This is a genomic window from Nocardioides sp. LMS-CY (assembly GCF_018732145.1).
In the GTDB taxonomy this organism is placed as follows: Bacteria; Actinomycetota; Actinomycetes; order Propionibacteriales; family Nocardioidaceae; genus Nocardioides; species Nocardioides soli.
The window spans coordinates 2,989,633-3,012,841 of record NZ_CP076104.1; the positions used below are offsets into that span (position 1 = coordinate 2,989,633).

Consider the following 23,209-nt stretch of genomic DNA (forward strand, 5'->3'; position numbering starts at 1 on the left):
TGGATCCTTTACTCGAGGAACATCGTGACCTTGATGAAGTCGATGCTGAACGTCGGCCGGAGCACGAGGTCGACCCGGGCGATGCCGCGGATCTCGTCGTCACGGCTCGCGTAGACCGTCAGGTCGTAGCTGACGAGCATCTCGTCGAGGACCATCCCGTTGAGGAAGCTGTTGATGGTCGCCCGCAGGGCACCGCGCACCCGCTCGTTGTTGAGCAGGCCGATGTACGGCGTCGCGGCGCTCCGCACGCCGTACTTCGCGTAGTCGACGATCCGGCGCGTGGTGATCTGCGTCCACGCCGTGTTGGTCGACGTCGTGATGCCCCTGACGAGCCGGAAGCCCTGCCGGTTCTCGACGGCGAGGATCCGGGACAGCACGAGCTGCTTGAGCTGCGCGTTCGTCAGGTCGTGCTCGAGGCCGTCCACCGCGAGCACCTTGTTGGTGAGGCTCACGTGCGCCGGGAGCGACGCCAGCAGGCCCGCCACCGCCGCGGCCGTGTAGGCGCCCGGCAGGGTGACGGTCGCCGGCGGCTGCTGCGAGCGGTCGGCCGCCCGGATGCCGGGACCGACCAGGATCAGCCGGTCGCTGTTGAGCGAGTGCCCCGACGCGCTCTGCACGAACTGGTCGCGGTCGCTCTGGAGGGCCGTGCCGACCACCGCGATGCGCTCGCGCTTGTTCTCGTCGCCGGAGGCGAGGGCCGCGTGCGCCGCCAGGTCGTCGCCGAAGGACGCGTCCTGACCGCCCGCGACGACGATGTGCGCGTCGACCTCGAGCAGCGCGTCCAGGCCGCTCTGGTAGTCGGCGCCCGCCGCGCCGTTGGCCCCGCCCCCGAGCGGGGTCGCGGCGACCTCGTCGGGCAGCTCGGTGGGATTCGCGAGCGCGACGCCCTCTACCAGGGCCGATCCGGCGGCGAGGTCCGCGATCAGGTCGTCACCGGAGACGATGCTGTACGACTCCTCGACGGCCACACCGAGCTTGACGGTGACCTTGCGCGCGGCCGTCTTCTCGACGGTGTACGTCGCGAGGACGGTGTCGCCCGCAGCCGGCGCGGTGCCGAAGGTCAGCACCCCACCGGCGGTGTCGATGCTCACCTGCGTGGGCCCGACGTCGGCGGCCGCGGCGTCGTAGAGGACGCCGGGCACCCGGTCGGCGCCACCGCCGCCGGGCCGGACCACGATCCGGTTCACGGCGCTCTGGACGACGGCCGTGTGCGCGAGGGTGAGCGTCGCGGCAGCGACCTCCTCCTCGCGGACCACGGCGTTCGTGTCCGCGGTCGACACCGACACGGTGAGGTCGTTGCCCCACGTGCCCGGCGACTTGGCCCGGATGGTCACACAGGGGCCGCCGGCCGAGTCGAGGTCAACCGACGCGGCGCCGGCGTTGGCGTCGGCGACCCGGACGGCCCAGACCGTCGTGGCCCCGAACTTGAACGCCTGCTCCAGCGCCCGGGTGAGCGTGAGCTCGCCGGAGGCGCCGTCGACCCAGCGGTCATACGCGCCGAACCGCTGGAGGGCGTCCGAGTAGCTGCCGAGCAGCTGAGGAGAGCCGACGGGACCCTTGCCCGCCGTGCCCACGACCCCCACGTTCCCCACGGTGATGGCACCGGGGACGATGAGCGCCTCCGGACGTACCTCGATGAGCACGCCGGGCAGGACTTGTTCGGTCATGACTTCCTCTCCTCCGACTGGTCGGTCAGGTCTGGGCGCGCCGCGCCGGCTCCGTTGCGACTCACGGCGGGTTCGCCCGCAGGTAGACGACGGCGGTCTGGTCGAGCCCCGTCGCCGGTCCCGCCGGCGGGGCGTAGGTCACGGTGAACCGGTCCGCGGCGCCGGTCAGGGTGATGGGGACGTCGAGCCGCCGGTCGAAGCCCGCGTAGACGTCGGTGACGGCGTCGGCGTCCCAGTCGCCGATGGTCAGCCCGGGGCCGGCCGCCCCGAGCCCGGCGAAGGCGGCGGCCGGGTCGAGCTGCACGTCGGCGTCGGTCTCCGCCGGCTCCTCGCCCGAGGTCGCGTCGAGGAACGCCGCTAGGGTGGGCAGATGCGCCACCGGGCCGCCGCCGCCCGAGCTGCGCGCGAACGTCACGGTGCCGCCGAGCGCCGGGCCGGGCACGAACACCAGGGCCGACAGCCGGGTGACGACGCCGGGACCGCGCACCTCCAGGGGTGGCGCACCGTCCTGGTCCCACCGCACCATCTCGTCGGTGATCGACTCGACCTCCCGCACGGGGCTGGGCGACTCCTCCGGGTCCGTGCTGACCGGGATCCGCACGATCAGGCTCTGCGCGTCGTCGCTGTCGACGTAGCGGTACTCGTACAGCACGTCGTAGCTCGTGGCCTTGCGCCAACCGGGGACCGACGCCTCCTCCCCCGCGAGGGTCGTGTCCGCGGCGGCCAGCTGCAGGAACCCGGCCTGCTTGAGCTCGTCGCGGTCGTCGAGGAGCGCGGTGTGCAGCGTCTGCACCGCGGCGTCGACGTCGGACGCCGTCGTCGCCCAGACCTGGAACCGGACCCGCGCGTCGAGCCGGCCGCCACGCACCGTCCGCACGCCGAGGGTGCCGGTGGGCTCGGCGCCGGTGTGGTTGCCAAGGCCGACGAGCCGCTCGCGGACTCGCTCGAGGGTGACGTTGGGGGCCGGCACCGCTCCGGCGGCGGGCGGGAGCCGCTGCCCCAGCACGGTCAGCATGTCGGTGACGACGTCCGTCAGTGCCGGTGCGGCCATCGCCAGTCCTCGGAGGCGGACTCCCGGTGCGCCGGGTTCACCGGGCACTCCGGGTACGCCGGGTGCGCCGGGTGCGCCGGGTTCGAGGCGCTCGACCGCGGCCGGACCCGGGCCGCTCTGCTCGAGCCGCCGCTCGATGAATCGCGCCACGTCCTGGGGTCGCGTCCACGCCAGCCGGTCACCGGTCTCGGCGTCGGTGACGTAGCCGTGCCACTGCGGCGCGCCGCGTCTGGGTCGCCCGAACCGGCGACCGTTGGCCACGAGGTTGGGCTGCTCGAGCAGGGCACGGACGACGAAGGACCGCGCGAGGACTGGTCCGTCCTCGTCGTCGTACGTCGACTCGTCCATGCCACGACTGCCCCTGGTGACGTGCTGGTTCGTGCCCTCACGGTGGGGCCGGGCTGTCTCGCGAGCGTCTCGCCCGTGTCTCGTCCGTGTCTCGTGCGTGTCTCGGGCGCGCGTCTCGCCTACGGGGTGGGCCGCCCCGTCGGCGACCCGTCGGTGCTCGCTGGGGCCTCTCCCCCGCCCGATGCGGCCAGCGGCGTCGCGACACCCGAGCCGACCGCCGGGCGGGTCACCTCGCGTACCGCCCGGGTCATCGACACCATCATGTGCGCCGCGGCCCGCGGCACCGCGAGCACGACGACCTCCGGCCCGGCGTCGAGCACGGCCATCCCGTGCCAGTCACGGCCCACCGGGTCGGGGCTCAGCGCATCGCCGATCCGGTCGGCCATGATCGCCTCGCCCAGGGCCATCGTGTGCGCGGACGGCAGGACGCCCAGCTCCTGCCGGAGCACCGCCCGGCACTGGTCGAACTGGCGCAGCGCGCGGGTGCGGTCGCCGTTGCGATAGTGCAGGCGCATCAGCCTGCGGTGACTCAGCTCGTGTGCCGGCTCGATGTCGAGCAGTCGTTGGGCCCAGCCGATCGATGCGTCGAGGCTGCCGCGCCGCTCGTACGCGCGGGTCAGGGTGTCGAGCAGGGTGATGCAGCCGTCCTCGATGCGAGCGCGCGGCGCGAGACACCACTCGCCGTAGCAGCCGGCGAGCAGCGGCCCGCGGTACAGGTCGGCGGCGCGACCCAGATGGGCGAGCTCGCCGTCGGCCAGGTCCGGTCCGGCGGTCTGGGCGACCCGCACCGCCGCGGTGAGCACCGACACGTCGACCCACAGGCGTCGTTCGGGGTTGACCCGCAGCGCCTCGCCCTCGGTCACGATCAGCCGTCCGGACTCGGGGACGGCGGAGTCGGTCGCGTGGTGGATCCGCCAGAGCGCCTGACGCATCGCCTTCTTCGAGGCGTTCGCCCCGGCGTCCGGCCAGAGGGACTCGGCGGCGTGCTCGCGACGTACGCTGCGCTGCGGGGCGAGCAGGATGAGGGCGAGCAGGTCCTGGGCCTTGCCCAGCATCGCCGACGGTGGGCCCCTGGTCGCGTCCCTGATCGCGAAGGTGCCCATCATCGATACCTGCAGCTCACGCAACGCCCCGCCTCTGCCGTCGCTCGACCGCGCCGCCATCCGTACGCGCGGCTGCGCCCTGCGGTCGGCCCGGGGCACGACGGCCGCGGCGCAGCGCCGAACGAGTCCTGGTGTCGACGGTGGCGGCGCTCATCCGAGCCTCCCGAGGCGAGCCGGTTCACCGGGATGCTGCCGCAGCCGCAGCAGCACCCTGCGGCGACTTCATCCTGTGCCGCGTTCGAGCCAGGTGCCAAGGCCCGATGGTGCCATTGCTCGCACGGGAAAATAGCCCGGTCGACCCATTGCCCGCGTCGTCCGAGCACCGGGCGCCGTGCGGGCGTCGCGGGTTTCACCGGCTGACCGCCGAAGCCCGCGCGACACGCCGGACCGATACGGCGTGTCGCGCGGGTTTCGGCTGCGAAGCAGGAGCCTGGACGCTGCCGTGACCCCCGCCCCAACCGCCTGGGCGGGTGCACCCGGGTCAGGGACCAAGCGCGGCGCCGCCCCGGGAGCGGAGCGGCACCCCTCACCTCAGCGGCGGTGGTGGCGCCGCGGGACCGCCTTGGCGACGACGACCTGGTAGCGGGTGTAGTGGAAGTGCCCGTTCGGGTAGACGACGCGATCGGTGCAGGTGACCAGGAGGAGCCGGTGAGGTCCGGTGGTGGAGAAGTAGCGGGCCGGGATGCCCGTGGTCCTCGCGAAGCTGGCCTTGCTGACGACCTTGAAGCGGTGCACCTTGCCCATCGACGCGACATCGACGAGCTGCCCGAGCCGCGCCTGGCTGAGGCGGCGTAGCGCGCCCGGTCGGTCGTGCCGGTCGGAGACGTGACCGCCGATGACGGTGGTGCCGATCTTGTCGCCGTAGCCCGCCGACTTGCGCAGCCAGGAGACCATGCCGACGTCCCCGGGCAGCTCCATCTGGCCACGGGTGACTCCCGCGGTGAGCACGGCCGCGTTCAGGCGGATCGCTCTGGCGTGGACCCGAGGGAGTGTCGTCCTGGCCCTCGTCGATGGGAGGAGGGTGCCGGAGAAGCCGCCGTTGACGGTCGGTGCCTGGTAGGCGGGCTTCGCCACGGTCAGGGTCTCGGCCTTCTGCCCGCACGGGTGTCGGCCGGCACCGTTGTTCGCGCTGGCCTTGGTCTTGACGCGCCAGGTGTAAACGCCCGGAGCGGACACGCTGACGGCCGGCGACTTCGACCAGCCCCTACCGGCGCGCCAGGTCACGGTCCTGGCGACGTGCTGGCTCTTGCACGTGGCGGCACCGCGGCTCACGAAGGGGCCGTAGAGCCGGGCCGTGGCCTTGACCTTCGTGCCCTTGACGATGCCGCGCAGGCGCAGCCGGTCGTGGAACCTCTGTCCTGGCGTGACCCGCTTGTCGGAGACACGCGTGGTCAGCCGGGGCGCGGAGCGGGCTGCCTGGGGGAACCCGACGATCGCCGCGTCCGGCGGCGAGGGTACGGCGGTGCCCTGGGGGTCGCGGGCGGTGGCGACTGCCGTGTTGTCCACGTGGCCGGCACGGATGTCTGCTCGGGTCAGCGTGTACGTGGCGGTGCAGGTCGTCGTCGCTCCCGGCGCGAGGGTCGTGACGGGACAGGTGACGGGGCCGAGCGTGCCGGTACCGGAGAAGTCGGTCTCACCGACGGTGAGACCCGTGACGGTGGTGTTGCCGGTGTTGGTGACCTTGAACCGATAGGTGACCACGTCGCCTGCCTCGTGGCCTGACGATCGAGCGTCCTTGGCCAGGTCGAGCTGCGGGCTCTGCAGGACGGGGACGTCGGCGTCGTCCGGTGGGCTGAGCACCGGTCCACCCCCGGGGTCGGTGCCGGTGGCGCGGGCGGTGTTCGTCAGTGGCGTCTCGCGGTCGATGTCGGCCTGGGTCACGGTGTAGCGGGCCGAGCAGAGCGCGCGCTGACCCGGAACGAGCGTGGTGCGGTCGCAGACCGGTGGGGTGATCGGTGCGCCGGTGCCGTTGAAGGCGCCTTCGGCGATGGCGATGTTCGAGACGGTGGTGTTGCCGGTGTTGGTGACGACGAACTCGTAGTGGACGACCTCGCCCGCCTTGAGCGCGATCGGCGGCAGCGCCGTCTTCACGATGCTGAGCCCGGGGATCCCGCCGGTGGGGACCTCGGCGCTGTCGTCGTTGGAGACCACCGGCCCGCCGCTGGGGCCGGTCCCGGTGGAGCGGGCGGTGTTGGTGATCGTTCCCGCGGTGACGTCGGCGGCCTGGACGGTGTACGTGGCGGTGCACGTCACCGAGAACCGCGGCAGCAGGGTCGTGACCGGGCAGGTCGGGGTGCTCATGGTGCCCGCGCCGGAGAACGCGACCTCGTTGACGGCGATGTTGGAGACGACGGTGTTGCCGATGTTGGTGACCACGAAGGAGTAGGTGAGGACCTGACCGGCGGTGAACGAGCCTGCGTCCTGCGGCGAGACGGACTTCACGAGCTCGAGTGCGGGCGCCGGGCTCCTGGGGGCGTTGGTGACGACGCAGGTCCAGGCGGCGCGGGAGTTCGGCGTGAAGGTCCACGTGGCGATGGCGACCGCCGGGGTCGCCGCCGCCGGCAGCCCGCTGGTCGTGCAGCTGAGGCTGCCCTGGTAGTCGCCGGGTTGCGACGGGGCGCCGTCGGTGAGGCGGTCCGCGATGACATAGGTGCGTCCGTACTCGACCGGCTGGTTGATCGACGTCGCGGTCGTCTGGGTGCCGGAGGTGGTGACGGAGTTGACGATCGTCCCGGACGCGTTGACCAGCTCGACACGGAACTGGTCGTCGGGCACGAGGCGTCCGCCGACCTGCTTGACGAGGGTGACGGTGGGGATCTTGTTGGAGCGGCAGCGCGCGCCGTCGTTGGACGAGGCCGCCGGCCCGGCGGAGAGGAAGATGTTGGTGACGTCGGTGGGGTTGACCCGGTAGATGTTGCCGCCCTGATTGCGCGAGGCGTAGAGGTAGGTGTCGTCGCTGTAGACGGCCCCGAAGGTCGAACCGGACGCCATCCCCGTGAGGATGCCGCGGTTGGTGAAGGTCCGACTGGTGAGGTCGAACGAGACCAACCGAGCGTCGCCGGTGCCGTCGGCGCGTGGTGCGACGCCGTAGAAGACCCCGTTCAGGTAGACCCAGTCCCCCGGGATGAGCAGGTTCGCCGGAGCGGCGGCCGTTCCGGAGGCCGTGGTCCGGGGCGCGTCCGGGTCGCTCATGTCGATGCGGAGCCACCTGCCGGTCTGGTTGTCCATGATCCAGAGATTGCCGTCCGCGTCGAAGTCACCGACGTTGTAGTCGATGCCCCGGAAGCTGTCGCCCGTGTTCGCGGGTACGCCCAGGTTCGTCAGGGTCAGGTCGGCGGAGATGCGCACGAGGGTGTCCGTGCGCAGGTTCCAGGCGTACATGTAGTCGTCCGCGGTGTTGTAGGCGACCGCGTTGACGGCGTCGGCGGTCGCTCCGGCGGTGGTGTAGGCACCGCTGACGAGGTCGATCGACTGGACCTGGTGCGGCGGGTTGAGATTGTTCGGCGACTGGAACAGATAGGCGGCGTCCCCGCAGTCCCAGGGCACCTCGGCCGCCTGCGCCGGTGGGGAGAAGGCGGTCTGGACGACGACCAGACCGACGACCGCCATGATCATCGAGACGAAGCCCGCCGCGGCCCGCCGTGCTCCCCGGCCCTGGACTCGACACGCCATGAGGCTCACCCACCAGCCCGAACTGGTTGCCGGGTCAGCCCCTCCCGGTTGGCCCGTGGTAGCTCCGACGGTAGACCCGAGACCGGGCCCTGACCACACCCACGTGGGTCAAATGCACCGGATCGTTCGGGCGGCGACCGCCGTGCCCCGCGACCCGCACGACGACGGTCCCAGGTCACGCCGAGAGCGCCCGAGGGCCGCCCGTGTCGGACGGCCCTCGGGTGACGAACGGATCAGCCCCGGAGGCTGTCCAGCACGTCCTGGTGATCCTTCTTCCACGCGGCCACGGCCTCCGCCTCCTTGCCCTGGCCGAACTCGTTGACGACGAGATCCTCCAGAGCGCCGTACTGCGCGTCGTCGAGCTTGAGGTTGCTCATCATCGCCGCGATCTCGGGGTGGTCCTCGCCGAAGCCCTCGCGAGCGAGCTCGTGCAGGCCCTCGGCCTCGCCCAGCGCGCCCTCGGGGTCCTCGAGGTCCTTGACCGGGAACGCGCTGTTGGCCCAGAACGGCCGCCACAGCGTCACCACGATGTCCTTCTCGGCGTCGGTCGCCTTCTTCAGCTGCGCCAGCATGGCCGTGGTGGAGGACTCCACGAGCTGGAAGTCGTCCTCGAGGCCGTAGGCGGGCATCACGGAGCTCTTGGTCGTCTCCGTCAGCCCGGCGCCGGGCTCGATCCCGATGATCTTGCCGCCGAGGTCGTCCGCGTGGTCCGGGAGGTCGGCGATCGAGTCGATGTCGGTGTACTCCGGCACCGCGAAGGTCAGCTTCGCCCCGTCGTAGTAGGCGCCGAGGTCCTCGATGTCGTCGGCGTACTTCTTCATGTAGGACTGGTGCGTCACCTCGGGCCAGGCCGACGGGTAGACGTCGATGTCGCCCTTGGCGAGCCCGGCGTAGAGCGGCGCGGCGTCCGCGAGCTCCTGGATGGTGACCTCGTAGCCCTCCTCCTCAAGGAGGTCCTTCCACAGGTACGCCGTGCTCAGCCCGTCCGTCCACGACGGGATGATCCCGAGCGTGATCGACTTGTCGGCGCTGGAGCCACCGTCCTTGGCCGCTCCGCTGTCACCGTCGTCGCTGCCGCACCCGGCGGCCAGCAGGCTCAGACTGAGCACCGCGGCCACTGCACTTCCGACTCGCTTCGTCATCTTCTTCGGCATGGTTCGTCGTCCTCTCGCTCTTTCTTCACTCACTCTGGGTTCAGTTGTGTGCTGCGCGCGCCGGCTTGCCCGGGCACGCGCCGTCCCGAGAAACGTCTGGTGCTGCGGCGGGTGACTCGGCTCAGCCGGCTCGCGCGACCGCCCGCGCGTCGGCCCGTGCCGCGGCCGCGGCGCGGAGGCGGCGTACGACGCCCGCGCGGCTGCGATCGGCGCTCAGAGAGGCGGTGACCCGGTCGAGGTAGATGGCCAGGATCACCACGGACAGCCCGGCCTCGAAGCCCAGGCCGATGTCGAGTCGCGAGATCGAGGTCGTGACCTGGCTGCCCAGTCCCCCGCCGCCGACCAGGCCGGCGATGACCGCCATGGACAGGGCGAGCATGATCACCTGGTTCACCCCCGCCATCACGGTGGGCATGGCCAGCGGCAACTGGGTCTCGCGCAGGATCTGGCGCGGTGTCGCCCCGAACGCGTGGCCGGCCTCCACGACCTCGGCGTCCACCTGCCGGATGCCGAGCTCGGTGAGCCGCACCCCCGGCGGCAGCGCGAAGATCACCGTGGCCACCAACCCGGCCGGCGCGCCGATGCCGAAGAGCATCACCACCGGCACCAGCCACACGAAGGCGGGCATCGTCTGCATCAGGTCGAGCACCGGCCGCACCAGACGGCTGAACCGACTCCAGCGGGCGGCCGCGATCCCGACCGGGACGCCGATCACCAGGGCGACCACGGTCGCGAAGAACACCAGGGCGAGCGTCTCCATGGTCGGCTCCCACTGGCCCATGCCGATCACGACCGTCAGCCCGACCAGCGATCCCAGCCCGACCTTCCAGTCGCGGACCAGCCAGGCCAGCAGCGACAGGATCACGACCATCGCCAACGGCGCCGGTGTGTTGAGCAGGTCGGCGAGGCCGTCGACCGTCGACTCGATCAGGTCCGAGAGCCGGTCGAAGAACTCGCCGAACCGGTCCAGGACCCACTCGAAGACGGACTCGCTCCAGTCGCCGACCGGGATGCGCGGCACGCCGTCGACCGTCTCCCACGCGTTCACGCGCCCACCCCCACGTGCTCGCGGCGGGCCGGATCGTCGTCGGGTGGCACGGTCGTGACCTCGGGCGTCGTGCCCGCCCCCAGCGCGCTCAGCAGGGTCACCCGCGGAATGACCCCCAGCAGCCGGTCCCCCTCGCCGATCACTGCGAGCGGGATCGCCGTGTCGGCGGCCGCGGCGAAGAGATCGGCGAGCGCCGTGTCGGGACCCGTGGAGACCGCCGGACGGAGGACGTCGCCCAGCGCGTCCGCGCCTCGGCGTACGGCGTCGGCCGCGTCGTCCTCGGTGACGACGCCGCGCAGGCGCCGGTCGCGGTCGACGACCATCAGCGAGCTCACCTGGTGCTCGCGCATCAGCCGATGCGCGGCCCGCGGCCCCTGCTCCGACCTCAGCACCGCGACCGGTGGCTCCATGACCGACGAGGCGGTCAGCACGCGCGTGCGGTCGACGTCCTGGACGAACTGCGCGACGTAGTCGTTGGCCGGGTCGTTGAGGATCTGCTCGGCGGTGCCGATCTGCACGATCCGCCCGTCGCGCATCATCGCGACCCGGTCCCCGAGCCGCATCGCCTCGTTGAGGTCGTGGGTGATGAACAGGATCGTCTTGTCGAGCCGGTGCTGGAGCTCGACCAGCTGGTCCTGCATCTCCCGCCGGATCAGCGGGTCCAGCGCGCTGAACGCCTCGTCCATCAGCAGCACCTCGGTGCCCGCCGCCAGTGCCCGTGCGAGGCCGACCCGCTGCCGCATCCCGCCGGACAGCTCGCCGGGCATCGACCCGCCCCAGCCGCCGAGGCCGACCAGGTCGAGCGCCTGCTCGGCCCGCCGCTCCCGCTCCGACCGGCTGAGGCCCTGGATCTTCAGGCCGTAGGCGGCGTTCTCCCCCACCGTGCGGTGCGGCAGCAGCGCGAAGTGCTGGAAGACCATGCTGACCTGCTCGCGGCGCAGCTGGCGCAGCCCCGCCGTACCGAGTCCGGAGACCGTCCGGCCGGCCACCTCGATCCGGCCCGCCGTCGGGGTGAGCAGGCCGTTGACCATGCGGATCAACGTGGACTTGCCGGAGCCCGACAGCCCCATGACCACGAAGATCTGACCTTGCTCGACCTCGAACGACGCGTCGATGACCGCGGCCGTGTAGCCGTCGCTCCTGAGCCCCTCCCGGTCCTCACCGCGCCTCAGACGCTCGACCCCTCTCTCCGGTCGTCGTCCGAACACCTTGTAGATCTCATGGGCCTCGATCAACGGCACGCGCAAGGGCTCCTCAGGATGCAGTGGACATCGACCTCCCGCCGACGTCGCTCCAACCGGCCAGGCATGTCCATCGCACCGAGGTCCCGAGTCACCCCGTCCTACGACCGGGGAGCACCCGCTACGCCGGCGCTCCTGCCGGACCAGCCCAGCACGCTAGTCCGGACCTCACGCGTCCGCAAATAACAGAGCCCTCCCCCGCTGGAATCGGACGGCGGTCGAGGTGCGAAAACGGCCAGGCCGTCACGGTGGTTGAGGTGCGAGGGCCGCCAGGCCCGAGCCTCGAAACCACGCCGCCACCACAGTGGTTTCGAGGCTCGGCGCTCACGCGCCTCACACCTCAACCACCGACCTCCCACCACGGTGGTTGAGGTGCGAGGGCCGCCAGGCCCGAGCCTCGAAACCACGGGTGACCACGCCACCGCCTGTGGCCTGACCCGGGCGCTCCGACAGGCGCAGATCGGCCGGCCTCGGCCTAGCCCGGCCAGGTCAGGGGGTCGAGCAGCAGGTAGAAGCGCTGCCGCCCGGCGTCGAGGTCGATCCCATACCGTGCGGCGAAGTCGTGATCGGCCCTGCGTGCAGCGCCTTCGTCGGGCCACGTCTCCCGCGCGTTCGCCAGCAGCAGCGCGATGTCGGCGTACGGGTCGGCGCGGCCGAGTCGTCCCAGGTCGATCGACCCCGAGACACCCAGCGTCTCGGGGTCGACGAGGATGTTCGGCAGGCAGAAGTCGCCGTGACAGACGACGTGCTCGCGGTCCTCCTCCTGGCGGCGTCGCGGCAGCTCGTCCTCGACCCGCCGGAGGATCTCCGCCGGCGCGGCTCGTTGCAGGTCGTCGGGCAGGAACTCCGGCTGCACGCGGCCCTCCGCCACCGTCCGGCGGGCGACCGCCATCATCACCGCGAGGCTCCTGTCGAAGGGGCAGCCTGCCACCGGGACCTCGTGCAGCTCGCGCAGCATCGTGGCGATCGACGGCCACGCCCGTCGCAGCATGTCCGCATCGAGCCGATCGGCCGGCACGCCGGGGACGGCACGAGTCATCAGGCAGGCGCCGTCGTCGGTCGCGTGCCAATCGAGGACGGAGGCGACGGGCAGTCCGGCCTCGCCGAGCCACGAGATCCGGTCCCGCTCAGCGGCGAGAGTCTCCGACTCCTCGACGGGGACGAGCTTCGCAAAACGCGCCCCTTCGCGATCGTGAAGCACCGTCGCGCCCGACTCCCCGGTCTCGACCGGGACCCACGCCGATCCGTCCACGGGCAGCAGCGCCGCGACCGCGATCGACGCGTTCACCGACATCCGCCCAGTATGCCGTGCCGAGGGGCGTGCGGGTTCTCAGCACCACACGGCAGCCCGAGTGATGAGTTGTGGCGCTCGCGTCCGTCATACCTGCGACGAGGCACGCGGAGACGGAAGGATCGACGTGATGGGTGCAGACCTGCGGTTGGAGGAGCTCGACATGAACGCGAACGATCTCGGCGAGATCGACGAGCCGGCGTTCTCGAGGCTGGCGGAGCGGCACCGGCGCGAGCTGCACGTGCACTGCTACCGGATGCTCGGGTCGTTCCAGGACGCCGAGGACGCCGTGCAGGAGACGTTCCTGCGCGCCTGGCGGCGGCGGGAGACCTTCGAGGGGCGGTCGACGTTCCGGGCCTGGCTGTACCGGATCGCCACCAACGCCTGCCTGGACCTGCTCGCCCGGCGACGCCCGGAACCGGCGACCGGTGGCGAGGTGCGGTGGCTGCAGCCCTACCCGGACCGGCTGCTCGACGAGCTCACCGCCGACGACGCGGACGAGCCGGAAACCGTCGCCGTCGCCCGGGAGACGATCGAGCTGGCGTACCTGGTCGCGGTCCAGCATCTCGCGCCGCGCCCGCGGGCGGTGCTGATCCTGCGCGATGTGCTCGGCTGGCCGGCCAAGGACGTCGCGGAGCTGCTCGGGGACTCCCGTCAACTCCGTGAACAGCGCGCTGCAGCGCGCCCGCGCCGGCATGCGGGAGCACCTGCCCGCCGAGCGGCAGGACTGGACCGGCGCCGAGGACGACACCGGCACGCGCGACCTGGTACGCCGCTTCGCGGACGCGAGCGTGGCCACGGACATCGACGCGATCGCGGCCATGCTTCGCGACGACGTCCGCTGCTCGATGCCGCCCACGCCCGGCCTGTACGTCGGCCGCGACGCCGTCGTGAACGACTGGCGCGAGGACGGCTTCGAGGAGATGACGGGACTGCGCGCCGTACCCACCGCCGTCAACCGGCAGCCCGCCCTCGCCTTCTACCACTGGCGGGATCCGGAGCGCGCGTACCTGCCCCTGACGCTCGACGTCCTGCGCGTCAGCGGCGGGGCGATCACCGAGATCGTCACGTTCCACGCCGACCAGTTCCCGCGGCTCGGACTGCCGGAGCGCCTGCCTGCGGACGACACGAGCAGTCCGGCGTAGTCCGGCGTCGTCCGATAGGTCGGGCGTCGGATCCGACCACGGCCGGCAACCCCTGCGGGGCGCCCGGCCGTTCGTCGTAGGCGCTGGGTGGTGCGGATCAGCGGAACGCGGACTGCCCGGTGAGCACCTGCCCGAGGACGAGCGTGTGCATCTCGGTCGTGCCCTCGTAGGTGAGGACGGACTCGAGGTTGTTCATGTGCCGGATGACGGGGTACTCGAGCGAGATGCCGTTAGCGCCGAGGATCGTCCGGGCGGTCCGGCAGATCTCCAGCGCCTCCCGGACGTTGTTGAGCTTGCCGATGCTCACCTGCTCGGGCTCCAGCACGCCGGCGTCCTTGCGGCGGCCGAGGTGCACGGCCAGGAGGTAGCCCTTGACGTACTCGAGCGACATGTCGACGAGCTTCTGCTGGGTGAGCTGGAACGCACCGATCGGCTTGCCGAACTGCACCCGGTCGATCGCGTACGACCGCGCCGCCTCGATGCTGGACCGGGCCGCGCCGAGGGCGCCCCAGACGATCCCGAAACGAGCCTCGTTGAGGCACGACAGCGGCCCCTTGAGGCCGATGACCTCGGGCAGCACGGCCGATGCCGGCAGCCGCACGCCGTCGAGCACGAGCTCGCCCGTGGCCGACGCGCGCAGCGACATCTTGTGCTTGATCTCCGGAGCGGAGAAGCCCGGCGTGTCCGTGGGTACGACGAAGCCGCGGACCCCCTCGGGCGTTCCGGCCCACACGACGGCGACGTCGGCGTACGGCGCGTTCGAGATCCACATCTTGCGGCCGTCGAGGACCCAGTCGTCGCCGTCCCGGCGGGCGCGCGTGGTCATCGCGCCGGGGTCGGAGCCCACGTCAGGCTCGGTGAGCCCGAAGCACCCGATCGCGTCGCCCGCCGCCATCCGGGGCAGCCACTCCTGCTTGTGCTCCTCGCTCCCCCACCGCCAGATCGCGTACATCGCGAGCGAGCCCTGCACCGAGACGAGTGAGCGCAGCCCGGAGTCGGTCGCCTCCAGCTCCAGGCACGCGAGGCCGTACTCGGTGGCGCTCATCCCGGCGCAGCCGTAGCCCTCCAGGTGCATGCCGAGTACGCCGAGCGCGCCGAGCTCCTTCGCCAGGCCGCGGACGTCGGGGATGCCGCCCTGCTCGAACCACTCGGCGATGTTCGGTTCGACCGACCGGTCGAGCATCTCGCGGATGGAGGCCCGGACCGATCGCTCGTCGTCGGTGAGCAGGGCGTCGAGGCCTGCCGGGTCCAGGGCGTCGACGCGGCCGGGCTTCATCGCAGCGGTCATGATTCTTCCTCCTCGAGCCAACGACGGATCTCGTCGCTGTGTTGTCCCAGGTCCGGGGGCGGGGTGTAGGTGGTGACGGGGTCGGCGGAGTAGCTGACGGGGTGCCGCACCTGTGCAGGTCGCCCGGCACCGACCTCGACGACGGGCCGCAGCCCGAGGTCGTCGGCGAGGGCGAACGCCCCGGCGAGGTCGCCCACCTGCCCGGCCGGCACGCCCACCGCGGCGAGCCGTTCGGTCCAGCCTGCGGCGGTGTCGGCGGCCAGCAGTCGCTCGAGATCGGCGGCCAGGTCGGCCCGGTGCGCCACCCGGGCGGCGTTCGTCGCGTACCGCGGGTCGTTGGCGAGCGACGGCTCCCCGATCGCGGTGACGAGGGCGCGGAACTGGCGGTCGTTCCCGCAGGCCAGTGCCAGGTGGTCGCTGCCGGTGCGGAGCAGCTCGTACGGCGCGATCGAGGGATGCGCGTTGCCGAGCCGCGGCGGCACCCCCGCTCCTGGTGTCAGGTACGACGATGCCTGGTTGACCAGCGACGTGAGCAGGCTCGACAGCAGGTTCACCTCGACGTGCTGGCCGACGCCGTCGCGGTGGCGCGAGTGCAGCGCGGCGAGGATGCCGGTGACCGCGTCCTTCGAGGTGAGCACGTCGACCAGGGCGACTCCCACCTTCATCGGCTCGCCGTCCGGCTCGCCGGTGACGCTCATCAGGCCGCCGACGGCCTGGACGAGGAAGTCGTAGCCGGGCAGCGCGGCCCCGGCGCCGCTGCCGAAGCCCGTGATGGAGCAGTACACGATGCCGGGCTGGTCGGCGGCGACCTGGTCGTAGCCGAGCCCGTACTTGTCGAGCGTGCCGGTGCGGAAGTTCTCGACCAGCACGTCGGCACGCCGCGCCAGCCGCTGCGCGAGCCGGCGGTCGTGCGGGTCCGCGAGATCGAGGACGACCGACTCCTTGTTGCGGTTGCAGCTCTCGAAGTAGGCACTCGAGCTCGGCGTCCACGGTGGTCCCCACGACCGAGTGTCGTCGCCGGTCCCGGGCCGCTCGACCTTCACGACCCGGGCACCGAGGTCGGCTAGGGTGGCCGTCGCCAGCGGACCGGCGAGGACCCGGCTGAAGTCGGCGACGAGCAGGCCCTCGAGCGGCATCGTCATGCGGTCTCCAGCCGGCCGTCGATCCGGCGCGGGACGCCCCAGGGGTTGTCCGGGGAGACGGCCTCGCGGACCGCGGGCGGGAGCAGCGGGTCCGGCACGGACTGGTAGGCGACGGGCCGGAGGAACCGGCCGAGCGCTCCCGCGCCGACCGAGGTCGCCGCCGGGTTCGACGTCGAGGGCCACGGGCCGCCGTGCTGCTGCGCCCAGGTGAAGGCCACGCCCGTCGGCCAGTCGTCGACCATGACCCGGCCGACCTTCCGCGCCAGCTGGGCGACCAGGGACGCCTCCGCCGGGTCCACCGATCCATCGCCGGCGGTGAACACGGCACCGGCAAGACTCCCCTGCAGCCCGGCCAGCGCCGGCCCGAGGTCGTCCAGGGCGTCGTACTCGACGACGACGGCCACCGGGCCGAAGCACTCCTCGAGGACCCGGCTCCCGGGCGCCAGGGCCTCGAGCGGCGCGGACAGGACGGCGGCGTCCGCCGCCCATCCTGTCGGCGGACCGGGGACCCGGCCCACCACGGAGCACCCCGCCGCGACCAGGTCGCGGATCCCGCTGGCCACCCCGTCCGCGATCGCCTCGGTGAGCATCACGGCTGCGGGCGACACGTCGGCGAGGGCGCGGGCGACCCTGGCCGGCACCTGCTCCCCCGCCGGGGCGAACATCAGACCGGGCTTGGTACAGAACTGCCCCGCCCCCAGCGTGAACGAGCCGACGAACCCCTGCGCGATCTCGTCGAGCCGGGCCAGCCCCGAGGGGGCGAGGACGACCGGGTTCACGGTGCCCATCTCGGCGTAGACCGGGATCACCACCTCGCGCTCGTTGGCCGCTCTCCAGAGAGCGAGGCCGCCGGCCTGGGAGCCGGTGAAACCGACGGCGGCCACGGCCGGGGACCGCACGAGGTCGATCCCGGCCTGGAGTCCGCTCACCATCGCGAAGGTGCCGTCGGGCGCTCCGGCCGCGGCCAGCGCCGTCCGCGCGATCTCCTCGAGCCGCACACAGGTCTGCACGTGGGCCGGGTGTGCCTTCCCAACCACGGTGCAGCCGGCGGCCAGCGCCGAGCCGGTGTCGTTGCCCAGCACCCCGAACCCGAAGGGGAAGTTGCTCGCGCCGAACACGGCGACCGGGCCGAGCGGCCGGTTCACCTTCACCAGCCGCGGCGTCGTGGGGGTCGCGTGATCGACGGTGACGTCGAGCCAGCTCCCCTCCTCCGCGACCTGGCCGTAGAAGCGGAGCTGGTCGGCCATCCGGCCGACCTCGCCGGTCAGTCGGTCCAGCCCGAGAGCGGTCTCGGTGTCCGCCAGCCGGGCGAGCTCGACGGTGTGCTCCTCGAGCGCCGCCGCGAGCGCGTCCAGCCATCGCCGCCGGGTGCGGGGGGACGTAGCCGCCACCGCGTCAGAGGCCGCCGCGGCCCGGGCGACGACGGCCTCCAGAGCAGCTGCAGACGTATCCGCGAGCACCCCCGCGACCCGACCGTCGCGGGGCCGATAGCTCGTCGTCGTCACTGGTGCACCCCGGCAGTCACAGGCTCGCCCTCAGCCGGAGGCGGACGTGGCGCTGCTGCGAGAAGCCGCGCAGCCCCTCCGGTCCGAGCTCTCGCCCGAAGCCCGAGAGCTTCCACCCGCCGAACGGGGCCTGGAGCTCGGACACGTCGTTGATGTTGACGCCCACTCCACCGGCCTCGATCCGGTCGGCGACGGACCACGCGCGCTCGAGGTCGCGGCCGTAGACGTAGGCGGCCAGGCCGTAGCGCGTCGCGTTCGCCAGCCGCACCGGGTCCTCGTCCTCGGCGTACCGGTGGATCCCGAGCACGGGGCCGAAGGTCTCCTCGGACATCACCCGGGCACCCAGCGGCACCCCGTCGATGACCGTGGGTCGGTAGAAGTGCCCGCCGGCCAGGCCCTCCGAGCGATCGACGGACCCGCCGGCGACGACCTTCGCGCCGAGCCGGACGGCATCCTCCACGTGATCGGCGGCGCGGGCGAGCACGCCGGCGTTGGTCGCCGGCCCGTAGAGGACTCCGTCGTCCAGGCCGTGGCCGAGCCGGACCGAGTCGGCCAGCTCCGCGACCGCGGCGACGAAGTCGTCAGCGACGCTCTCGGCGACCAGGACCCGGTTCACCGCGATGCAGATCTGGCCGGCGTTGGAGAACGAGCGGCGGAACGCCGCCTGTGCCGCCAGCTCGAGCTCGGCGTCGTCGAGTACGACGAACGGGCACTGCCCGCCGAGCTCCAGGGACACCCGCTTCATGGTGTCGGCGGCCGTGCGCATCAACGCCTGACCGGTCGCCGTCGACGCCGTCGCCGTGATCATGTCGACGTCGGGGTGGGCCGCGAGGCGCTGCCCGGCCTCGATGCCGCCGGGCAGGTCGTTGAGGACGCCCGCCGGGAGCCCCGCGTCGAGCAGGCAGCGGACGAGCAGGCCGACGGCGAAGGGGGTCTCGTGGGGCGGCTTCACGATCATCGCGTTGCCGGCCGCGAGAGCGGGACCGATCTTCCAGCAGTAGAGGTCGACCGGGTAGTTCCACGGCACGATCGCACCGACGATCCCGACGGGCGCCCAGCTCACGACCGACCGGACGTCGGGGGCCGCGCTGGTCCGGACCTCGCCGTGCAGGCGCTTGCCCTCCTCGGCGTAGTAGTCGAGGACCTCCGCGCCGAAGAGGATCTCCTTGCGACTGTCGGGGACCGGCTTCCCCTGCTCGAGGGTCAGCGCCCACGCGATCTCGTCCACGCGCTCGCGGACCAGATCGGCGGCGCGGTGCAGGACCCGGGCGCGGGCGTCGGGTCCGGCCGAAGCCCAGTCGGGCTGGGCCCGGCGGGCGGCCTCGACTGCCTTGTCGACGTCGCCGGCACCGGCGTACGCGGTGGTGCCGGCGAGCTCGCCGGTCGCCGGGTCGACGACCCGGGTGACCAGCTTGTCGACGCCGTCGGTCTCGGCGCCGTCGATCACCAGGCGCCGCTGCTCGGAGAAGACGCGCTGCGCGGTCACGACTGCGGCACCGGCGCCGAGAAGTCGCGGTCGCGCAGGCGGTTCCAGAGCTCGGCGTAGTTGGCGTCGTTCTGGCGGTGCGCCTCGGCCGTGCGGTTCGAGTTGGTGTTGACCATGATCATCGGCTTGACCCCGCGCGAGACGAGCTCGGCGGTCGTCGAGGCGTTGATGGCGTGGGAGATCGCCACCGCCAGCGAGGTCGACGTGGGACCGACGGGGTACTCCAGACCCTCGATGAACTGGGAGGCGTCCTCGACGGGCACGTTGGTGTCGATGACCACATCGGCGACCTCGTACAGCCGCTTGCCGCACGAGTGTCGGCTCGGGACCTGCGACGAGTGGGCCACCGAGGTCACCGCGATGACCTTGAGTCCGCGCGCCTTGAACTCCTCCGCCATGTCCAGGATCACCGCGTTGATGCCCGAGTGCGAGAAGAGGATCAGCGAGTCGCCGTCCTTGATCTGGTGGGAGCGCAGGATGGCCTTCCCATAGCCCTCGCGGGTGTGGAGGAAGCGGTACTGCGCGGTGCCCATGTCGCCGAGCACGTGGTGCATGAGGGCGATCGAGGTCTCCACGATCGGACGGAAGCCCGTCACGCCGCCGGTGCGGGGGAACATCTCCAGTGCCGCGAAGCCCCCGTGGCCGGTGCCGAAGGCGAACACGAGGCCGCCGCCGGCGATCGAGTCCGCGCAGATGCGAGCAGCCGCGGCGATGTTCTCGTCCTGGTTGTCGGAGATCCACTGGAGCTTGCGGGTGACGTCGGCGAAGTAGTCGGATGCGATGGACGATGCAATGGACATGGTGCTTCCCTTCATTGGTGAGCGAGGTCGAGCGAGAGGTGGCGCACGAGACCGTCGAACCCGACCGCGAGCAGCTCACGCTCAGCGTCGGCGCGCTCGTCGTCGCCCATGATCGAGTGGGTCTCGTGCTCCACCGTGGCGAGGCACAGGGACGCCGCGGAGACACCGAGCCTGCGGGCCGCGACGAGGACCGCGCTGGTCTCCATGTCGAGCGCGACGACGCCGAACTCGGCGAGCTTCTCGACCGGGCTCGACTCCTCGAGGCGCTTGCTCTGTGCGTCGAACATCTCGGTGTAGAAGCCGTCGAAGGACGCGTACAGCCCCGATCGGTGCGGCCGGCCCTGAGCGCACAGGATCTCGTGCAGGACGCGGTTGAGGCCGAAGTCGGGGACCGCCGGGTAGGCCAGCGGCAGGTAGGTCGACGAGGTGGACTCGCCGCGGTAGGCGCCTTCGGACAGCACGAGGTCGCCGAGGCGGGTCGCTCCGAAGGTGAGCGCGGTGCCCAGCCGAAGGAACGCCCGAACACCGACGAGGCTCAGCTCGTGCATCACCACCGCGGCGATCGGCGCGCCCATGCCGAAGGCGCTCACCGTCAGCGTCTGGCCCTTCCAGGTTCCGGTGACGGTGGTCAGGCCTCGGCTCTCGTTCACGACGCGGGCGTCGTCGAGCAGCTCGGCCGCCAGGTGGGCACGGGCGCGGTCACCGACGAGGACGGCAGCAGGTCCGACGTCCTCTCGCGTGCACCCGAGGTACCACGCGCGCTCGGTCATATCTGTTCCTTTCCGGCCGGCGCAGCGTCACGGCTGCGACCGGCGATGAAGTTCGCTGCGGCGTCGGCGGCAGCGCGCAAGGCGTCTTGCAGGGTGCTCTCATCCGCACGGCCGCGGATCTCGCGCCCGGCCAGCTCGGCGACCAGCCGGCCCGCGAAGGTGTCTCCGGCGCCGGTCGTGTCGTCGACCGACTCGAGACGCCGGGCCGGCACGTGCAGGACCGACTCCCCCGGATACCAGGCTTCGACGCCGTCGGCGCCGGCGGTGCGGACCAGGAGGGTGGTGGGACGGCAGTGTTCGTCCCAGCCGGCTCCGGCGGCGCCGGCGATCAGGGTCTCCTCGGCCCGGTTGAACGTGATCACGTCGGCGGTGCCGAGGAGGCGCCGCACCAGGTCGGCCGGGAGGGCGTCGGCATCGTGCTTCACCGACCAGGCGACCCGGGTGCCGGCCTCCAGCTCGAGGAGCTCGCGGGTCGCCGCGGCCGGTCCGACGGCGACCAGCGCCCAGTCGGCCGACCGGAGCACCTCCCGCTGCCGCTCCGTCAGCTCGTCGTGATGGGAGTCGCCCGGGTGGAAGAGGCAGTAGGTCGCCCCCTCCGGCTCGTAGAGCAGGTACGAGTGGGGGCTCAGCGTCCCGCTGACGCGCACTCCCTCGTCACGGACGCCGTCGGCCGCGAGCGCGCCGCTCCAGGCACGGCCCAGCTCGTCGTCGGCCAACCAGCTCACCGCGACGACGTCGCGGCCGCCGGCGGCCGCGGCGCGGGCCAGGTTCGCGATCCCGCCCGGCGACGGCCAGTCCGCGCTCACCCGCTCCCGGATGTGCGTGGTCGCATCCGCACCCCGGAACGGGTCGATGCGCATGGCGTGGTCGAGGCTGGCGTAGCCGAGCACGGCGATCGTGGTCACAGCATCGCCTCCGCCGCACCGAGGTCGACCACGTCGCCGAAGTAGCGGGAGACGTCCTCGATCGAAGCCTCCTCGAGGTGGGGACGGTTGGAGTTCGTCGCCTCGCGCGGGAGCACCATCTGGAAACCCCCGGCGAAGCCGTCCTGGATCGTCGCTCGGATGCACACGTTCGTCTTGACCCCGACCACCACCACGCGCTGGACGCCCTGCTCCCGCAGGAGCAGGCCGAGGTCGGTCGCGTAGAACGAGGAGTAACGACGCTTGGGCACCTCGATCTCGCGGGCGCGGTCGACCGGGGCGAACCCGTCGACGTACTCGCTGTCCAGGCCACCGATCTGGCAGTGCTCGGGCAGCTTCGGCTGTTCGAAGTCCGCGAGGCCGGGCCGGTGCCGTTCGACGGCGTGCACGACGAGGGTGTCGCGCCGCCGGGCCGTCTCCAGGAGCTTGGCGATCGGCTCCAGGACCCGTGCCGCCTCCGGGTAGTAGTTGCCGCAGTCGGGGTGGAAGAACGAGTTCAGCACGTCGACCACCACGAGGGCGGTCGTCCCGGCCCCGGCGGCCGTCGGCCCGGCCGTGCTCAGCACTGGTTCGCCGACGCGTTCACGATCGCCTGGACGTCCTTGTCCTCGAGGTTGTCCTTGGTGACGACCGTGAAGGGAACACTCACCTCGGCGTCGGCCTCCTCGCCGTCGATGGCCTTCAACGCCTGCTCGACGGCGAGCTCTCCCATCTGCGCGGGCTGCTGGGCGACGGTGGCGGTGACGACGCCCTCCTCCAGCATCTCGATGATGGTGGGCGCGGTGTCGAACCCCACCATCTTGACCTTCCCGGTCAGGCCGCCGGCCTTGATCGCCGAGCCGATGCCGATCGCGCCGGTCTCGTAGATCACGTAGACGCCCGCGAGGTCGGGGTGCTTCGCGAGGGTGCCGTTGATGATCGACCGAGCCTTGGACGCGTCGGACTGCGAGTACTCGACACCCAGGACGTCGACATCGGGGTAGTTCTCGGCCATCTGGTCCTTGAACCCGTTGACCCGCTCGTCGACCGCCGAGGAGCCGGGAGCCGCGCCGTCGATGATCACCTTGCCCTTGCCGCCGATGGCGTCGGCCATCGCGTCGGCCGCGGCCGCGCCCGCGGCCTCGTTGTCGGTCAGCACCTGGGAGACCGCAACCGACGGGTCGTCGGTCGTCTGGTCGGCGAACACCAGCTTGGTCCCCGAGGAAGCGACGCTGGACAGCGCCGACGTGAGCGCCGTCGCATCCGTCGGGACGACGACCATCGCGTCCGGCTGCTTGACCGAGGCCGAGCGGATCAGGGACTCGCTCTTGGTCGGGTCGTAGGCGTCGGGGTACTGCACGTCGATCTTCGCTCCCGCGGCCTTGGCGGCCTTCTCGGCGCCGCAGGCCATCGCCTCGTAGTACGCGCCCGCACTGCCGGTGACGACGGAGATCGACACGCTGTCCCCGCTGTCCGAACCCTCGGAGGAGCCGCAGGCCGTGGCCGCCAGGGCGAGACAGGCGACGCCGGCGATCACGTGGACGGAACGAGTGGTCTTCATCGTGGTTTCCTGACTGTTGGATGGGGTGGTGGGGA

General features: G+C 72.0%; 18 protein-coding genes and 1 pseudogene. 2 read left to right on the top strand and 17 right to left on the bottom strand.

The window, feature by feature from the left end; genetic code table 11:
* Positions 1-8: 8 nt before the first annotated feature.
* From KM427_RS14350 to KM427_RS14385, 8 genes are all read right to left on the bottom strand, one after another.
* The gene (locus tag KM427_RS14350) at positions 9-1,667 is read right to left on the bottom strand and encodes a phage tail sheath subtilisin-like domain-containing protein (RefSeq protein ID WP_215524301.1); all 1,659 of its coding nucleotides are present in this window, start codon (positions 1,665-1,667) and stop codon (positions 9-11) included.
* Positions 1,668-1,728: 61 nt separating this feature from the next.
* Positions 1,729-3,066: a collagen-like triple helix repeat-containing protein gene (locus KM427_RS14355; RefSeq protein ID WP_215524302.1), complete on the bottom strand. Its 1,338-nt coding sequence runs from the start codon at positions 3,064-3,066 to the stop codon at positions 1,729-1,731.
* A gap of 119 nt (positions 3,067-3,185) precedes the next feature.
* On the bottom strand, positions 3,186-4,193 hold the full coding sequence (locus tag KM427_RS14360) for an AfsR/SARP family transcriptional regulator (RefSeq protein WP_183594397.1): 1,008 nt from the start codon (positions 4,191-4,193) through the stop codon (positions 3,186-3,188).
* Between the two features lie 507 nt (positions 4,194-4,700).
* Positions 4,701-7,841, bottom strand: coding sequence for a CLIPPER-2 domain-containing protein (locus tag KM427_RS14365; RefSeq protein WP_215524303.1), 3,141 nt, complete (start codon positions 7,839-7,841; stop codon positions 4,701-4,703).
* Positions 7,842-8,074: 233 nt separating this feature from the next.
* Complete coding sequence (locus KM427_RS14370) at positions 8,075-8,950, bottom strand: glycine betaine ABC transporter substrate-binding protein (RefSeq protein WP_215524304.1); 876 nt, start codon at positions 8,948-8,950, stop codon at positions 8,075-8,077.
* Positions 8,951-9,116: 166 nt separating this feature from the next.
* A complete protein-coding gene (locus tag KM427_RS14375; RefSeq protein WP_252274508.1) occupies positions 9,117-10,043 on the bottom strand; it encodes an ABC transporter permease in 927 nt (308 codons plus the stop codon).
* Positions 10,040-11,284 carry a quaternary amine ABC transporter ATP-binding protein gene (locus tag KM427_RS14380; protein ID WP_215524305.1) on the bottom strand — a complete coding sequence of 415 codons (1,245 nt, stop codon included), beginning with the start codon at positions 11,282-11,284 and terminating at the stop codon, positions 10,040-10,042. Before KM427_RS14380 ends, KM427_RS14375 begins: the two co-directional genes overlap by 4 nt.
* Before the next feature lie 475 nt (positions 11,285-11,759).
* Entirely contained in the window at positions 11,760-12,578 is an 819-nt protein-coding gene (locus KM427_RS14385) for an APH(3'') family aminoglycoside O-phosphotransferase (protein WP_215524306.1), read from the bottom strand.
* Positions 12,579-12,831: 253 nt separating this feature from the next.
* On the opposite strand from KM427_RS14385, the pseudogene KM427_RS25550 reads away from it, so the two are divergent.
* Positions 12,832-13,173 (top strand): annotated as a pseudogene (locus KM427_RS25550) (sigma-70 family RNA polymerase sigma factor); the annotation flags it as partial.
* A gap of 64 nt (positions 13,174-13,237) precedes the next feature.
* A complete protein-coding gene (locus tag KM427_RS25555) occupies positions 13,238-13,720 on the top strand; it encodes a nuclear transport factor 2 family protein (RefSeq protein ID WP_252274511.1) in 483 nt (160 codons plus the stop codon).
* A 97-nt stretch (positions 13,721-13,817) separates the two neighbouring features.
* Here the strand turns inward: KM427_RS25555 and KM427_RS14395 are convergent, their stop codons facing one another.
* From KM427_RS14395 to KM427_RS14435, 9 genes are read right to left on the bottom strand one after another with little or no spacing between them, the layout of a single operon-like run.
* Positions 13,818-15,008, bottom strand: coding sequence for an acyl-CoA dehydrogenase family protein (locus tag KM427_RS14395; RefSeq protein ID WP_252274513.1), 1,191 nt, complete (start codon positions 15,006-15,008; stop codon positions 13,818-13,820).
* A complete protein-coding gene (locus KM427_RS14400) occupies positions 15,005-16,150 on the bottom strand; it encodes a CaiB/BaiF CoA transferase family protein (protein WP_215524308.1) in 1,146 nt (381 codons plus the stop codon). Before KM427_RS14400 ends, KM427_RS14395 begins: the two co-directional genes overlap by 4 nt.
* Entirely contained in the window at positions 16,147-17,655 is a 1,509-nt protein-coding gene (locus KM427_RS14405) for an aldehyde dehydrogenase family protein (protein WP_215524309.1), read from the bottom strand. Before KM427_RS14405 ends, KM427_RS14400 begins: the two co-directional genes overlap by 4 nt.
* 16 nt (positions 17,656-17,671) lie before the next feature.
* Positions 17,672-19,141 (bottom strand): aldehyde dehydrogenase family protein, encoded by a 1,470-nt coding sequence (locus KM427_RS14410; RefSeq protein WP_215524310.1) that lies wholly within the window; start codon positions 19,139-19,141, stop codon positions 17,672-17,674.
* Complete coding sequence (locus KM427_RS14415; protein ID WP_183594384.1) at positions 19,138-19,941, bottom strand: sugar isomerase domain-containing protein; 804 nt, start codon at positions 19,939-19,941, stop codon at positions 19,138-19,140. The genes KM427_RS14410 and KM427_RS14415 overlap by 4 nt, the downstream gene beginning before the upstream one ends.
* Positions 19,942-19,952: 11 nt before the next feature.
* Complete coding sequence (locus KM427_RS14420; protein WP_215524311.1) at positions 19,953-20,711, bottom strand: nucleoside phosphorylase; 759 nt, start codon at positions 20,709-20,711, stop codon at positions 19,953-19,955.
* Positions 20,708-21,616, bottom strand: a complete 909-nt coding sequence (locus KM427_RS14425) for a carbohydrate kinase family protein (protein WP_215524312.1) — start codon at positions 21,614-21,616, stop codon at positions 20,708-20,710. The genes KM427_RS14420 and KM427_RS14425 overlap by 4 nt, the downstream gene beginning before the upstream one ends.
* A complete protein-coding gene (locus KM427_RS14430) occupies positions 21,613-22,200 on the bottom strand; it encodes a cysteine hydrolase family protein (RefSeq protein ID WP_215524313.1) in 588 nt (195 codons plus the stop codon). The genes KM427_RS14425 and KM427_RS14430 overlap by 4 nt, the downstream gene beginning before the upstream one ends.
* On the bottom strand, positions 22,194-23,174 hold the full coding sequence (locus KM427_RS14435; protein ID WP_183594381.1) for a substrate-binding domain-containing protein: 981 nt from the start codon (positions 23,172-23,174) through the stop codon (positions 22,194-22,196). Before KM427_RS14435 ends, KM427_RS14430 begins: the two co-directional genes overlap by 7 nt.
* Between the last annotated feature and the right edge of the window lie 35 nt (positions 23,175-23,209).